Origin of the sequence: Desulfosporosinus sp. (assembly GCF_014237355.1) — a bacterium.
In the GTDB taxonomy this organism is placed as follows: domain Bacteria; phylum Bacillota; class Desulfitobacteriia; order Desulfitobacteriales; family Desulfitobacteriaceae; genus Desulfosporosinus.
This window is the reverse complement of the sequence record NZ_JABZFS010000044.1, coordinates 1-14,219: the sequence shown is the minus strand read 5'-3', so window position 1 is coordinate 14,219 and position 14,219 is coordinate 1. Positions and strand designations below refer to the sequence as shown.

Below are 14,219 nucleotides of genomic sequence, written 5' to 3'. Positions count from 1 at the left end.
AATGAAGATTTTGGCCCCGGTTAATTCGGTACACGAGGCTGAGACTCTGGTGAACCTGGGGGCAGAGGAAATCTATTGTGGTTTAAGTACCAGAACTTGGCGAAAAGGCCTGGAACAAGAGCTTTGGTTGAATCGCCGAGAACCCGGTAAAGCCAATCTGGAGAGTCTGGAAGAATTAAAAGAGTTAGCCATTGTCACCCAAAGAGCAGGCGCAAAGGTGTTTCTTACTTTAAATCAGCCGGGATATGCCCCGGAACTTTACACAGATATTCTTACAACAGTTCGGCAGGCTCAGGAATATTGTGGTGTGGATGCCTTTATAGTGGCGGATCCGGGGCTTATATGTTTCCTGAAAGAGGCCCTGCCTGCGGTAGTTATTCATGTTAGCAGCTTAGCGGCAGTATTGAACAGTGCCGCAGTCTCCTTTTTTAGTCAGCTTGGTATACGAAGGATAATTTTCCCGCGTTATGTAGAGATGGAAACCATGAAATCTATTATTGAGCGGGGTGGTGCACATCTGGAGTACGAGGCTTTTGTCCTAAATGATGGTTGTGTTTTTGAAGAAGGATACTGCCATGTCAGTCATGCCTTTGGCGGGGCATTTTGTCATAATCCCGCTTGGGTCTATAAGCCCATTAGGATCGAAGAAGAAGGAAGCGACGATCAAAACAGCCAAAGGGAGAGGCTGTTTCGAGTTAATATGGAAACCTTCAGAGAGCACTTGGATGAATATCGGCGCTGGCTTTGGATTGGAATTAAGAATTTTGGTGGAGTGCCTAGTCCCAAAGGGGATCCTTTAGGGATGTGTGGGCTATGTGCATTGACACAATTAAAGGAAATCGGGGTTATGTCTCTGAAAATTGTGGGTCGTGAGGCCTCTTTGAAGAAGAAGGCCGCAAGTGTCAAGCTGGTTAGGGGAATGCTGGATTTTATCGAAGCTGGTCACTCCCCTGAAGAGGTAAGGCTGCAGGCTAAATCGGTTAGGGGAGTTAATGGTTTATGCGAAAGTGGGTATATGTGTTACTATCGCCGAACGGAATAAATTTTGTACAATAATAGAGACAAGCCAGAGAGATGGGGCTAAATTACGTGGAGTGGTATGATTACATTTGCGAAACTTTAATAGTGGTTATGAAGAAAATAACCGCCCTGCCAAGGATCGCGGTTATTTCCTATACTCTAAATTCGGGCTAACCCCTAGGATCTTAGCAGTTGGGGTATCAAGTAGATCGTTAGTTGTTAAGGTGTTTTGTTCCATAAATTTCCTAACGAAATAATACCCAACACAGTACCCTGCCATTTTGGGATAATTATCTAAGCCATACAGTATGGCATGGTGTTTATGAGCAGTTTTTAATAAATTTTTGTTGGGTTGCACTAGGGTTTTCCATAGTTTCTCTAGCTCATCAACTGAATAATATGATGTCCAAGTTGCTATAAACCCTTCGCCAAATCTTTCGCGGACTGCATTTTCGGCTAACCCTTCCAAAACAATAGTGTCGAGCAATACATAATGCTCTTCACTTTTTTTATATCTAAGTAACCGACATACATGGTTGTATTCATGTGTAAATAATGACCTTATTTCCTTTTCCAAGGTATCTACTGAAATAAATAATATAAGTTTGTCCTTAAAGGCCAGACCTGATTTTCCGTTGAAATCCATTTTGATTTCCGGGTTATAAATATCTGATGGAAAAATAAAGACTGGGATATTGGGCCCTTCCCACATTTTCTGAAGTCGTTGTATTTCATCTTGTACAATTTCCCATACGTTATTTTCTTGCAACTTTTTTACTTGCTCGGTTCCGTTCTTGAAGGGACGATACATACCATGCAGGGTTAAATAATCATAGATTTCCCAGGCTTCAACGCCTTCAAAGTAATCCATTAACTTTTCACATAGTTTAATTGGTTGCTCATATAAATCCTCTAACCACTTGTCTGTCCTAATAACGCTCATAAAGCACCCCTAGCATGCATCTGGTCTAATTAATATGTTGCTTTTAAATGCCAGAAAACTCTCATGGGAGGACCCTAAAGTGACAATTATTTCGCTTGCTCATACTATACTATAGTTATTTAACACAAGGATGTGACTGAGATTGAATTACACCTATCTCGATTGTTTGGCATCCTTCGGAGTTGGGGGGGCTCACCCCGGAGGGCTTAAACTTACAAAACGCATTTTATCAAGGGAGTATATAGATCAAGAAACGTCAATCCTTGACGTTGGATGTGGAACAGGTCAGACATCGGCTTACATTGCAGAAAAGTACCGATGCCCGGTTACTTCCTTGGATAGTAATACTACAATGTTATTGAAAGCAAAACAAAGGTTTTCATCCTTACATCTACCTATTAATGTTGTGCAGGGAAGTGCCGAAAATTTACCTTTTATTGATAGATCATTTAATTTCATCCTATCAGAATCTGTAACTTCCTTTACAAATGTCTCCTCAACAATAATGGAATTTAAAAGAGTGCTTAAGACAAATGGGGTATTACTCGCAATTGAAATGGTACTTGAAGATTCACTTTCTAAGGAAGATTATATTACAATGTTAGACTTTTATGGAGTTTCTCAATTACTAACTCAATTAGAATGGTATAATCTTTTTCATAAGGCCGGTTTTAAACAAATAACTGTAGAAAAATACAAATCGGAATATGATGACAATGATATTGATTCTGCTTCTGATTTTTTGCTTTCGGAAAAGATAGATGACCAATTACTGGAGATATTTGAAAAGCATGTGCATCTTATAAAAAAATATAGGGATAGGCTAAGTTTTTGTATCTTTAGGTGTTGTATTTAATATCACGAGCTGTCATTTATTGTCGTTTCGCTGTTGAATACGGTCGGTAGTCAATTCCACAGAGGTGTTGTAATACTTGATTTTTGAAATAAGAAATCTTTTATTTCAACTACTTGAGCGGTATAATAACGTATAAGCTGGGGCTTAAGCACCGTCCGACGTTCAGCAGCAATTATTTACGTACCGCGTTGGAACTTGGCTTGATCGAGATGATCGTTCCTCTGTTCATTATGGAAAGTTCCCTGAATCTCATTAAGGGTAAGGAGGCGTTGCCGGTATGAATTTGCCCAATAAATTGGTCGTAATCTGGACTAGTGGGGATAGGGAAGTTGCTATTCGAATGGCATTAATGTATACCCTCAATTCAAAGCTCAAGGAATGGTGGGATGAGGTAACCCTGATCGTCTGGGGGCCTTCGGCCAAACTTCTCACGGAAGATCAGCAATTGCAGGAATACGTGGCGAAAATAAAACAGGCAGGGGTGGAGCTTTTGGCCTGCAAGGCTTGCGCCGATAGTTACGGGGTGTCGGAGGTTTTAGAGAATATGGGCATAAACGTAACGTATACAGGTCAGGTGCTGACAGATTTCCTGAAAGACGAAACTACGAGAGTTCTTACAGTCTGATTTTCCTACTCGGCGGAACTTATTTTTGCTAATTTCATCTATAGAACTATCTTAAAAGCAGCCGAAGACGGCAAATGTACATGAAGAAGTTAAGAAAAGATCGCAATAATTCATGCGGCACGAGATTTGAATAATTTAAAACCTCAACCTTGGGAGAATACATAATTTCCTGAGGTTTTCTTTGTGCCAAAGCCTTCGTCCAACAATATATTACCAAAATCTTAAAGAATATAAATGTAGTATGAAGACTACTGGAATATGGGGACGTTACACAAATCCTACGCGGAGAAACTATATTGTTTTTTTCATGATGAAAGGTGGACATTGAAAATGGAATCATCACTCTACCAACAAATAAATAATTTAGAAGGTAGACTGTTACAACCTGAGATTCGTCGATCTAGAGAGGAAATATCAATGCTTCTAGCTGACGACTTTGTTGAATTTGGAAGTTCCGGCTACACATACGATAAATTACAAGTTATCGAGGAATTGCCCCATTCTCCTTCAGTTCCAGTGATTATTGAGGATTTTCAAGTCAAAGTCTTATCGCCATATGTGGTACTAGCAACCTATCGTACAGTAAAGACAAATGAATCTAGAGAAGAAATGAGGAATTCATTACGTAGTTCAATTTGGAAATTCATCGATGGCAGGTGGCAAATGGTCTTTCATCAAGGAACCAGAACATCGGATTCCTGCAAAAAGTTGCGGAATTATTAAAGGAATTATAGATTGTACATGAAGAAATGGCTTTAAGACATGAAACTCTTAAAGAAGGTCATATTAAATATGAACCATTTGACAGAGAGAAAGTATCGGAATGTTTTTATTAAAGGCTTGGATACACTGGCTGTATCTTTTGTCTTATGATTTCTGATGCGCTGATTAAAACCATGAAAGGGTGATGATATGAATCAGGTAACTAAAGGGCAAAAGGCAGATGTTACAAAGAATAGACCGGATATTAAAAATTTGGCGGTTAAACTTAGCTGGCATGTTAAAGGCGGGGGCAATCCTGCCCACTACGAGATTGATTCTGCGGCCTTTTTATTAACCATGAACGGAAATACACGAGATGATCGGGATTTTGTTTTCTATAATAATCCAGCGGGAGGTAATGGAGCGGTTCACCATTCTGTGGCCCATGACGGGGATGGTGAAAAGATAGTCATAGATCTGGCTCGTCTTCCTCAAGATATCTGCAGAATTGCCTTCACGATTACCATTCATGCCGCTGAGGCTAGAGGACAGAACTTTGGCCAAATTGACCAAATAAGAGTAGCTGTCTGTAATAAAGATACTCAGGAAGTCCTTCTGGAGTATAAAGTCAGTGAACAGTTTATGGTTGAAACTGCCCTGGTACCTGGCGAACTATATCTTCACAACGGAGCTTGGAAATTCAATGCCATAGGAAGCGGCTTTAAAGGAGGGCTTGAAGCCCTATGCAATAATTTCGGAATTGAGGTTGAGCCAGATAATGCGGCAGCTGCCCCGGAACCGTTGGTTGTAAACTTATCCAAAATCAGCTTGCTCAAAAAGAAAGTAAGTGTGATTCTGGAGAAGAAAAAACTTACCAACGTACTAGCTAGGGTTGGGTTAGTACTCGATATTTCCGGTTCAATGTCCAAGCTTTACAAAGGTGGAACTGTACAGAATCTTGTGGACCGGATTACCGCTGTTGCCAGCTACTTTGATGATGATGGAATGCTGGACCTCTGGATCTTTGATCACCGCTTTCACCGCCTGCCTGCAGTTACGGAGAAAACACATGAGGGTTACATTGAAAGAGAGATTCTGAACAAAGCCAAAACTGGTGGTTTTAAGGGAAAGATCTTCGGCAGGAATGACGAGCCGCCGGTTATCAGGGATGTTATAGGTTTTTATACGGAGGAACAAAAGCAAAGGAGCAACCTTCCGGCCTTTATCGTGTTTATTTCAGACGGAGGGATTAACAAAAACAGAGAGATTAGAAAATTGATCACTGACGCTGCTATCCTGCCGCTATTTTGGCAATTCATAGGAATTGGGCGGGAAAACTATGGCATCCTAGAAAAGCTAGATACGATGGAAGGTAGAGTCGTGGACAATGCTAATTTTTTTGCCTTGGATGATCTTGACCGGATATCGGATGAACAGTTGTACGAAAGGCTATTGAATGAATTCCCCCAGTGGCTTAAGGAAGCAAAGCTTAAGAAAATTCTTAGTATCTGATAGGGGCACAAGGGGGGCACAGGGGGACGGTTCTCTTGTGTCAAATTAGAATGGACGGTAGTTTTGAAATAAGGGGAGGGGCGTGAAGGAATGCCCAGGAAGCAAGGGAGGGGTGTGAATGCCCAGGAAGCAAGAAAGAAGAGTGAAACAACGAAGAAGATGATTTTCACACGGAAGAGGGTAACGAAGACCAATGCTGGATTGCGATAAGACCAAACGAATCAGCAAAAGCGAAGCATATGAAATCACCAAGAGAATATGAAAGGTAAACCAGTAACGGCTTTACAGAAGATGGACCAGGATGCACGAAGCAAACTATTGAGTCGTTTAAGAAACGATGGATTAAGCCTGTGGCATGCAATGCAGAGCACCAACGCGCGCCCCCAGATTCAGAGGCCGTCAGGACGTCGGCCCCAAAGACTTTACTCTTCAATGTCAGATATTCATACTTTATACTTTTTATATATGTATCGATAAACAATGACCAATGCAATTATTCCAAGTGAACATAACAAGATGACAAGTGCTATTCCAACTGCATACCCGAGTATTAATCCTAGTATACTTGCAATTATAAATGCAAATCCATATATCATCCACATTAGTCCATTTGCTATATTATACGCTCTAATATTTGATATTTCTTCTGCCTTAACCTCTGTGCCAGACCAAAAATGCATTGGGGTCTCTTTTTTCCATGCAAATATCCTAATCCAATAAAAATAAGAGCACAGAACAATATAATAATTGAATATATTATGAACCCTTCCATTTCTCTCACCTCTTGTACAACAAGATTGATACTAATTCACATTCCCCATAAGCATTTCGGTAAGATCCTTAACTAACTTCCCTTGTTCGTCACAAATCTTTACTCTGACTATATCATTCTCTAAAGTGAAATAAAGAATATATTTGCTTCTGAAATCATCTTTACCTAAAGGGACTGTGGGGTCAGGTATACTTTTTCTGGCAATGTTAACCGGCCCAAAGAGATTCTCATCTTCGAGGATAACTTTGGGTTCTTGTTCATAACTACATATATTTAGTTTACCCCTATGGTTCTCATCATAACTGGCATAGACTAATGAATAATCCTGATTGTAGGTAGTTGAGGAGATAGCAGGCACCGCGCCTAGAGGATCGGTATTAAACGGAATAGTATCCAATTTAAGCATATTCGGGTAATCAGATCTATTTCTTCTAACCATAAAAATATTTAAGGTTTGATCATTAGGTGAGCTAGGGGGGGCATCGTTCAAACACATACCGATAAAACCATATCCATCCTCGATAGCTTGTGCCTGAACAACCTTGGTTACAAGCGGTTTATTATAGATGGTTAAGGGCATACCATCAAAAGCCATGGAGTAGAGGTCAATCCCGTTACTAGTAAGTGAGGTATAGGTAAGGGTACGGTCTAGGGTGTTGGCATTAATTATTTGATAGGGTTTTCGTAAGAAGGTCATATCCTGGTTGGGTAGGTTATTTGTTTCAAAAAAAGGAAAGGCCGCTTGCTCAAAATTCTTTACATATAATAAATTATCATTGGCTTTAGAGTAGTAGAGACTACCTTTGAAATCCATACTATTAGCCTCATCAAAACCATTGATAGGTATGTGTTCCTGTTCGGCTTGCAAATTCTGCTTATCATCCCTGGTAATAGTAGTTTTAACCACGCCATCTCTGTAAGCTGTAATTATACTCTTACCTGAGAAAGGACTCGCAAACAAAATAACATCCTCAAGATATTGGTGAGTCGGAAACTCAGCTAAGAGTGTACTATCACCGGTAGCAACATCCAAATAGGATAAGTAAGAATAGCTGATATTATCTTTGAGATTTGTCGCTAAAACTAAGACAGCGTTTTCAGCTAATATAAAATCATCTAGCCAAACAATAGTTTTAATTTGGCCGAACTTTAAAGAAGTCAATTCAAGAAAAGGTTCCCGAAAGTCGGGTTTAGGAAGTGCCTTGTAGGTGGAAATTTGAGTGAAAACAGTAGCCAATAATACGACAAGCGTAAATAAGAACATAAAGTATTTCTTCATATCCTGGCCCAATACCCCCCTCCATAATATGGTATAATAATTAATTATATCACAAATTTAGCTGGCTAAATGGAGGAAAGCGAATGTCTATAACTGATAAATTAAACGAACAGTTTAAAACTATTCATTCGGTTATTTGGATTATTTTGCTGCCCGTAGTTTTAGATATTGGAGAACTCAGTCTTTATGAAGGAATTTTCAAGAGTGAATACCAGCCTATTTCCAGACTATTCAACTTAAAGATAGGGTTTATTTCAGCCCCACCTAGTATTCGATATATCTTGGAAGATTTCCCTTCTCTGATCTTTCAGTATAATTATTCAAGCCCTTTTCAAGGAGTTATAAATCAAGTCAACCTGACCAACATGTTACTTCTTCTATCGATTATTCTAGTCACAAGTTTTTTGAACAGTGGTTATATGTCTGTTATTAGTCAAGCAGGGTATAAAAGGGTAACTTTCAAAGACTTTTTCAGAGATGGTAATAAATTATGGTTTAAGTTTTTTATCCTTACCCTCTTGGAAGTTATCCCCATCCTCTTGATCTTAATAAAAAGGGAATTTGGTTATTTTAGTTTGGGATATATACCATTAGTTTACGTCAGATACTCAATGGTTGTAGATAAAGTTGGGCTAATCGATAATTTTAAACTTGGAATTAGTTTCTTGTTTAAAAACATAGGTTTAACCATCAAGATGGCCTTTTCTTTTGGGGTTTTGTTTTCTCTTGTGGGGATATGTATTCACCCTTTAGCAGCCATGGGCTTCAATGGCATAGTCATAGGAGCAATTATCACTGCCTATTTTGGAGCAGTTACCAATAAAGCTGTGCTGGAGATCTATCGAGAGGTATCCGAAGAACAAAGCGATAAAACAAAGTGGGTAAAGGTTTGATTTTGATGGGCTCATCAACTAGTCCAGATAGAACATTTAAGGGTGAAGAATAAGATGAATAAGAGAGTTTGTGGAAATGTCTCAGTTAAATTGAATTGGAAAGGTGAAATTGCAGCTATACAACCCAGAACCAGAGTCTGGAGATATCTTATGGATAATCGAACCCACTATCACCTGGGGTATAATCTCTTTATCGCAGGGGATAGCAATGAGGGTAAAAAACTGTTTTCGGTTGCAATTTCTGAAAAACAGCAGCTTAAGGGTTTATTTCGAATAGGTGACGTACTTGAAGGTACGGCCTGAACAAAACAATATGAAGAAAGAGAATTTGCAGACTATTATAGAGCCGGCTCGTTGAAATGTTTGCGTAGAGCATCCACGAGCCTTGAAAGACTACCACCGCCTTGGATAATGCTGCCTCCATCAATGCAGACTTATGAAGAAAGAGGGGCCAGGCTATTAAGTAAACGTTTGTGGGAATCAAAATGTTTTCAATGTATTTGGGCCAATATGGCTAATGTTGAAATTCAATGGGATTTTGATAAGAACATAAAAAAATATCGATTTGAAACCTTTTGTTATGGACCTAAGTCCTGCAAATTTTATAAAATAGGTAGGCCTCGGTTAGTTCCCTACAAAAATAAAGGGTCAGCTATTGATGACGGGTGTCTGGATGAGATTTTTACCGAAGGTAGAGATGACGAGGAATAAATACCAACAGTTTGAGTACGGCCTAGGAACTCACTTTGGCTGAAAAATTCCTAAAAATATTAGGCTAAATGAGGTGTGCAATGATTAAAAAAAGTTTTGCAGTATGGATTATCATCAGTATGGTTTTTACTTTAACAGGTTGCTCTGAAGAAACAAAAATAAAGAGCGAGATAATATCAGAGGAAATATCAATTGTAAATCAGACAGCACAGAAAAAAATCAACGAGATAGATAATTCCGCTGTACCCAATTTTGAAGAACTATATAAGAATACAGTTGAGATAGATGTGAATTTTGACTCTAAGGGTATGTTTGGAACATATGAAGCAAAAATCGAAGATAACAAAATGCTGTCGGATATTTTAAGGTTGATCGGCAAAAGCCAATTAATTAAGGACGAGTCAAAAATTAATAAGATGAGTGGTATGGCAACAAAGAACAATAGTTTGATACTTGTAGCAGGAAATGGGAGCAAAAAGGAAATCAAATTTGCCTTTGATGACCCAGCCTTTGCAGTGGGGTATTTGGAGATTGATGATCACAAATATGACCCTGGTTTTGATTTCTTTAGATATATAAAGGACTTTACAGAATATAGACAGTTTGATCCAAACATAGACAATCAGGTTGGAGAATTATTTGAAAGATATAATTGGACGATTGACTATCGAGTCAATACATTGAATGTGACACTCCCATCTAACCTGAAACACGATGCGGGAGAATATCCTGTCAAGATATACTGGGCTTACAATAACGAACTTTCCAAAAGTATCGGCCTGGACTATAGTGAATACCTAGGGAAGGAAGTAGAGGTTGATATTTACAGGCTTAGGGAGCCCTTGCCTGAGTATATGAATCCAAGAATGAATTCACGAGGAATCGTTTTGAAATACAATAACAAAATCGTTGGAGCATATATTGATGCGGGGAGACACGACTGCTTTGCCTGCTCACTTGATAGAAAAAGCTTAACAGATATCACCAATAAAGAATGGGATCATTGGATTAGTGATTATATCAATTATAATAATGAACTAGAAATAGAATTATCTAAAATGAAACCAGAGGACATCATAAAACAATATTATAAAGCGATGAATAGCCAAGATCAAAAAATGCTGTTTGCCTGTTTGACTCGAGAGAATCTATGTAATTACTTGGCTGCAAATATGGATAATAATCTGCTGATGAACGCTGGTTATAATAATGTCTTTATGGATGGCGAACAGAATGTAAAATCGGCAAAAGTTATTAGTTTACGAGAAGTAAGCGGCTTTGGTAATCCAAAGGGGGCTGTGGAGTATGCAGCAACAATAGATTTAAGATTTAAAAAAGAGATTACTTCAAACAGCGGGAAGCAAACCAGATTTATTATTCTTAAAAAGGGATCGGATAAAAGTGGTTGGAGGATTGATAGTGAAGGAACAGGACCTTAAATAATATGTAAGAAGAAATATTGGAGATATATTACTTGAAAGATTCATTTAGGTTGACAAATAAATATTAATGCGTTGGTTGAGATAGAAAATTCACACACCAACGCATTTTATTTTTGAGTATGAAATAGGGCGGATTTGGAAAGTAAACCCGCCCCTTCCCGAACCGTACGAGCGACTTTCACGGTATCGGCTTTCCATATTCCAAAGAGTTATCGTCGTTTTGGCTCATTAAGCTGAAACTTGTCAGCTTCGACATTGGCAAAGCAGTGAAGATCACTGCCTGGATTGCGATAAGACCAAACGAATCAGCGAAACCGAGGCATATGAAATCACCAAGAGAATAATGAAAGGTAAACCGGTAACGTTTTGCAGAAGATGGACCAGAATGCACGAAATAAAATATGGGGCCTTCCATTGCACAGTTGTCCGAAAGGCTTAGACATTAACACAGAAGAACCGTCCCCATGTGTTTATGCCTCACTTCTCAGACTATTGATAGCCTGCTCTGCCCATTGGGAATCATTAAGGATTGCCCTTCCTACCCCAATAAGGTCTGCTTTTTGCTCCGATAGCAGATGTTCTGCTGAATGGACTTCGGTAATTCCACCCGTGAGAATCACTGGAATGGATACCACTTTTTTAATAGCTTCACTGAGTGGAGCGAAAAAACCTTGTCCGGTTAACCCTGGTACAATATATCCTGAGAAGCCTCCGGAAATGTCAAGAATGTGGACACCCGCTCTCTCAAATTCTTGAGCAGCAATTTGACTATCCTCGATGGTAATTCCTCCTTCTCTAAAATCTGAAGCACCTAAGCGTAAAAGTAGGGGGAAATCATTACCTACAGAGGCGCGTATCGCTTCTATGACTTGCAGGTGTAGGCGAATTCGGTTATGAATATTACCACCATAATCATCGGAGCGTTTGTTGGTTAGCGGAGAGAAAAATTGATGGAGAAGGTAACCATGAGCTGCATGGATTTCTACGCCATCAAAACCTGCTTCCTTCGTGCGTCGAGCTCCATTTTGAAAGGCTCTAATGATAGTGGCAATTTCCTCCAAGGTAAGTTCGTTTGGCATAGTCTGTCTGCGTGGATGTGGTACCGCTGAAGGACCGACGGGAACAGTACCGGTTATTTCCTCAGTAGTATTGCTTCCTGCATGATTGATTTGCATCACGGTCTTGGACCCATTACGGTGGATGATATCTGCCAACTCCTTAAGGCCTTGAATCATGCTGTCATCGGATACTGAAAGCTGTCGGTCACTTGCTTTTCCATCTGATTGAATAAAACTGTGTTCGATGATAATAAGCGAAAGGTAGCCGCCTTGGGATTTTTCGGTGTAATAGTCTAGAATTGATGGATTCACTTTTCCATCAGGATCTGCCTTTGCGGTAGCCATTGGTGGCATAACCAAGCGGTTCTTAAGCGTTAACGGACCTGTTTGCAGGGGTTTTAGTAAGTACGACATTTTTCTACCTCCTCGTATAATGAGCGCAAAAAGCGATTGACATAGTGGTATTATTTGTTGATATTTCTTAAATATGAGTCAGGCACAGGGGCAGGCACAGGGGGACGGTTCCCTTGTGTCAAATTAGAATGCATGGTGGATTTGAAAAAAGGGGACAAGGGGCGTGAAGGAATGCCCAGGAAGCCAAGAAAGAAGAGTGAAACAGAAATCTACCATGTTATAGTACGGGGAATTGGCCTGCAGGATATTTTCCAAGAAGAAGATGATTTTCAGAGATACCTGGATACCACAAAAATTATCCCTAAACAGCGGGATAAGCATTCTAGGGTATTGCTTGATGACCAATCACGTTCTGCGGCAAATACGCAGGATCACTTGCTTTCCGCTCCACATTGTCCGAAAGGCTTAGATATTGACACAGAAGAACCGTCCCCTTGTGTCCCTTGTGTCCCCTGTATTCAGACTATATAGGGTTGAGTACTGGGGGAGCTTAGGGAATACATAACTTCAAGTTGTTTAGCAAAAGCTACAATAGAATTTAGTAAACAATTTTTTTTTATAGAAGATATCAGATTATTGATTTAACTTGATTTTAAGGGAGTCGGTCATTAGTATGCAGATACAGTATGTACAAGGAGATTGTATTTTTACGAGAATTAGCCCATTGACTAAGCAGTATGAGTATTTAACAGACGACATCGAGACCGATGTGATTATAGTAGGTGGAGGTGTAACTGGAGCAATTTTAGGGTATTATTTCTCTAAACGCAATATTAAGGCTGTTCTTTTAGAAAAATCAAGAATTGCTCATGGGAGTACTAGCATCACAACGTCACTTCTTCAATATGAACTTGATAGTAATGCGATGGAGTTAAAGTCCTATACCTCCATCGCCAATATTCTAAGGTCGTATGAGTTAGGAATAAAGGCATTAGATGAAATCGAAGAGTTTATCGCCGAATATGGCAATACTTGTGACTTTAAACGAGTTGATAGCTTGCTATACACAGCTAAAGATCAAGAAAAAGAGGAAATTGAACAAGAGTATAAGTTTAGAAAAGAAAATGGATTTCCAGTAGAATTCATTGATCAGGAGACTAATCCGTTTTCATTTGAGGTTAAGGGTGGTGTATTAAGTAAAGGTGGAGGAGCTCAATTCAATCCTTATAAATATACACATGCTTTATTGGAGGTAAGCTGTAAAAATGGGTTAAGAGTCTATGAAAACACAGAAGCGGTGGATGTAAAGTATAATGAGAAGGTAGTTACCGTAGAAACGGTCTTTGGCCACAAAGTTAGAGGTAAAGTAGTTATCGTGGCATCTGGGTACAACACCCATCTTTTTACAAAAAAGGTCTTCGGAACTAAAACAACCACCTTTAATATTGCTACAAGGCCAATCAATAATTTAGAGAATATCTACAAAGGAGTCGTAGTTAGAGACAATGAAGACCCTTACCATTACTTCAGAACAACAAGTGATAATAGAATCATCATTGGCGGAGAGGATATTAACTTTCTGCCCGATATATTGAATGAAGAATTATGCATTAAAAGTTATGATAGGTTAGAGCAACGCCTGAAAAACCTATTTCCTAAGTTAAATATTGAGATCGAGTATCGATATTGCGGGGCTTTTGCATCCACTGATGATAACGTGGGCTTCCTAGGGAAAGATCCGAAAAATACAAAATTATGGTACTGCTTGGGATATGGAGCCAATGGCATTTTATTTGCGGTGTTAGGTGGAATGATGCTCAGCAAATTATATTTGGGAGAGGTGGATGAAGATCTCAAGCTTTTCGAAGTAGATAGGTTTGGCTCATAAGCCACTAGTAGTTGGGTTAATTTTTCTGGCAATGTTAACTGGCATAGACTAATGAATAATCCTAGAAGATTGGTGTTAAACGGAATAGTAAGTGAGGTCCTCATTCTCTTTTGAAAAGCGTGGTCAAGGATTGTCGCCCTTGACCACGCTTTATTACTTATTGA

At 39.3% G+C, this 14,219-nt stretch carries 15 protein-coding genes; 12 read left to right on the top strand and 3 right to left on the bottom strand.

Annotated elements, in window-relative coordinates:
• Position 1: 1 nt before the first annotated feature.
• Positions 2 to 1,042, top strand: coding sequence for a U32 family peptidase (locus HGJ98_RS09525; protein WP_291350836.1), 1,041 nt, complete (start codon positions 2 to 4; stop codon positions 1,040 to 1,042).
• A gap of 123 nt (positions 1,043 to 1,165) precedes the next feature.
• Here the strand turns inward: HGJ98_RS09525 and HGJ98_RS09520 are convergent, their stop codons facing one another.
• The gene (locus tag HGJ98_RS09520) at positions 1,166 to 1,963 is read right to left on the bottom strand and encodes a DUF2268 domain-containing putative Zn-dependent protease (RefSeq protein WP_291350835.1); all 798 of its coding nucleotides are present in this window, start codon (positions 1,961 to 1,963) and stop codon (positions 1,166 to 1,168) included.
• Positions 1,964 to 2,129: 166 nt separating this feature from the next.
• Between HGJ98_RS09520 and HGJ98_RS09515 the strand changes: the two genes are divergently transcribed.
• From HGJ98_RS09515 to HGJ98_RS09495, 5 genes are all read left to right on the top strand, one after another.
• Positions 2,130 to 2,819, top strand: a complete 690-nt coding sequence (locus HGJ98_RS09515; RefSeq protein WP_291350834.1) for a class I SAM-dependent methyltransferase — start codon at positions 2,130 to 2,132, stop codon at positions 2,817 to 2,819.
• A 113-nt stretch (positions 2,820 to 2,932) separates the two neighbouring features.
• Positions 2,933 to 3,100 carry a Fic family protein gene (locus tag HGJ98_RS09510; protein WP_291350833.1) on the top strand — a complete coding sequence of 56 codons (168 nt, stop codon included), beginning with the start codon at positions 2,933 to 2,935 and terminating at the stop codon, positions 3,098 to 3,100.
• Positions 3,097 to 3,444, top strand: coding sequence for a DsrE family protein (locus HGJ98_RS09505; RefSeq protein WP_291350832.1), 348 nt, complete (start codon positions 3,097 to 3,099; stop codon positions 3,442 to 3,444). The genes HGJ98_RS09510 and HGJ98_RS09505 overlap by 4 nt, the downstream gene beginning before the upstream one ends.
• Before the next feature lie 330 nt (positions 3,445 to 3,774).
• A complete protein-coding gene (locus tag HGJ98_RS09500) occupies positions 3,775 to 4,167 on the top strand; it encodes a DUF4440 domain-containing protein (protein ID WP_291350831.1) in 393 nt (130 codons plus the stop codon).
• 189 nt (positions 4,168 to 4,356) lie between these two features.
• A complete protein-coding gene (locus tag HGJ98_RS09495) occupies positions 4,357 to 5,658 on the top strand; it encodes a VWA domain-containing protein (protein ID WP_291350830.1) in 1,302 nt (433 codons plus the stop codon).
• An 803-nt stretch (positions 5,659 to 6,461) separates the two neighbouring features.
• Here HGJ98_RS09495 and HGJ98_RS09490 read toward each other — a convergent pair.
• Positions 6,462 to 7,721: a hypothetical protein gene (locus HGJ98_RS09490; protein ID WP_291350829.1), complete on the bottom strand. Its 1,260-nt coding sequence runs from the start codon at positions 7,719 to 7,721 to the stop codon at positions 6,462 to 6,464.
• Positions 7,722 to 7,792: 71 nt separating this feature from the next.
• Between HGJ98_RS09490 and HGJ98_RS09485 the strand changes: the two genes are divergently transcribed.
• The 4 genes from HGJ98_RS09485 to HGJ98_RS09470 all read left to right on the top strand — a co-directional run bounded on the left by HGJ98_RS09485 (position 7,793) and on the right by HGJ98_RS09470 (position 10,752).
• Positions 7,793 to 8,602 (top strand): hypothetical protein, encoded by an 810-nt coding sequence (locus tag HGJ98_RS09485; RefSeq protein ID WP_291350828.1) that lies wholly within the window; start codon positions 7,793 to 7,795, stop codon positions 8,600 to 8,602.
• Positions 8,603 to 8,656: 54 nt separating this feature from the next.
• Entirely contained in the window at positions 8,657 to 8,905 is a 249-nt protein-coding gene (locus HGJ98_RS09480) for a hypothetical protein (protein ID WP_291350827.1), read from the top strand.
• A gap of 207 nt (positions 8,906 to 9,112) precedes the next feature.
• Positions 9,113 to 9,313 (top strand): hypothetical protein, encoded by a 201-nt coding sequence (locus tag HGJ98_RS09475; RefSeq protein WP_291350826.1) that lies wholly within the window; start codon positions 9,113 to 9,115, stop codon positions 9,311 to 9,313.
• 80 nt (positions 9,314 to 9,393) lie between these two features.
• Positions 9,394 to 10,752 (top strand): DUF4830 domain-containing protein, encoded by a 1,359-nt coding sequence (locus HGJ98_RS09470; RefSeq protein WP_291350825.1) that lies wholly within the window; start codon positions 9,394 to 9,396, stop codon positions 10,750 to 10,752.
• Between the two features lie 473 nt (positions 10,753 to 11,225).
• On the opposite strand, the gene HGJ98_RS09465 is transcribed toward HGJ98_RS09470, so the two are convergent.
• On the bottom strand, positions 11,226 to 12,227 hold the full coding sequence (locus tag HGJ98_RS09465; protein WP_291350824.1) for an NADH:flavin oxidoreductase: 1,002 nt from the start codon (positions 12,225 to 12,227) through the stop codon (positions 11,226 to 11,228).
• Positions 12,228 to 12,359: 132 nt separating this feature from the next.
• Between HGJ98_RS09465 and HGJ98_RS09460 the strand changes: the two genes are divergently transcribed.
• A complete protein-coding gene (locus HGJ98_RS09460) occupies positions 12,360 to 12,698 on the top strand; it encodes a hypothetical protein (RefSeq protein ID WP_291350823.1) in 339 nt (112 codons plus the stop codon).
• Positions 12,699 to 12,840: 142 nt separating this feature from the next.
• Positions 12,841 to 14,055 (top strand): FAD-binding oxidoreductase, encoded by a 1,215-nt coding sequence (locus HGJ98_RS09455; protein ID WP_291350822.1) that lies wholly within the window; start codon positions 12,841 to 12,843, stop codon positions 14,053 to 14,055.
• Positions 14,056 to 14,219 lie beyond the last annotated feature (164 nt).